General features: G+C 68.2%; 2 protein-coding genes. Both read left to right on the plus strand.

Annotation, left to right across the window (positions count from 1 at the left end; all coding sequences use genetic code 11):
* On the plus strand, nucleotides 1–201 hold a 201-nt coding region (locus DEQ92_RS23585), incomplete at its 5' end, for a hypothetical protein (protein WP_158547655.1).
* Nucleotides 194–572: twin-arginine translocation signal domain-containing protein (locus DEQ92_RS21565; RefSeq protein ID WP_115821759.1), on the plus strand; the 379-nt coding region annotated here is incomplete at its 3' end. The genes DEQ92_RS23585 and DEQ92_RS21565, both read left to right, overlap by 8 nt.

Raw genomic sequence — 572 nt, forward strand, 5'->3', positions numbered from 1 at the left:
GCCTGGGCGATCACGGGAGCCGTTGCGACGGGAATCGGCTTCCTGTTCGTCGGCGGCCTGTACGCGAGCACCGCCGGAGATGACGCTCCCCCTGCTGACACCGAAGACGGCCCTCCAGACGATCCCGACGGCGGAGCCGCGGCCGCAGCCGCCGGCGAGACCACCACCGTAGAAACTGACGGGGGGACGCACGGTGGCTGACGGGCCGGGCGGACTGTCGCGGCGGAAACTCCTGTACGGGCTCGCTGCGACCGGTGCGGCGGCCGGCTCGGGCAGCGGCGTCGCCGCGATGCTCACAGACACCGAGACAACCAAGGCGCAATTCACCACCGGTTCGTTCGAGCTCGACGTCGACGTGCTGTCCCCCGCGGAGTGGCAGAACGACTCGTACACCGCATCGCTTGGACTCTACCAACCCGAGACCGCCTCGTTCGAACTCGCCGTCGACGACAACCCAGCGTACGTCTGGCTCGTCGCTCCCTGTCCGACGTGTACACCGACCGAGGAGAAAATCGACGTGCGGGTCGAGCTGGCGGACCACGACGGCAGTACGACTGTGCTGTTCGAGGGAT

The sequence above is a fragment of the Haloferax sp. Atlit-6N genome (genome assembly GCF_003383195.1).
In the GTDB taxonomy this organism is placed as follows: Archaea; Halobacteriota; Halobacteria; order Halobacteriales; family Haloferacaceae; genus Haloferax; species Haloferax gibbonsii.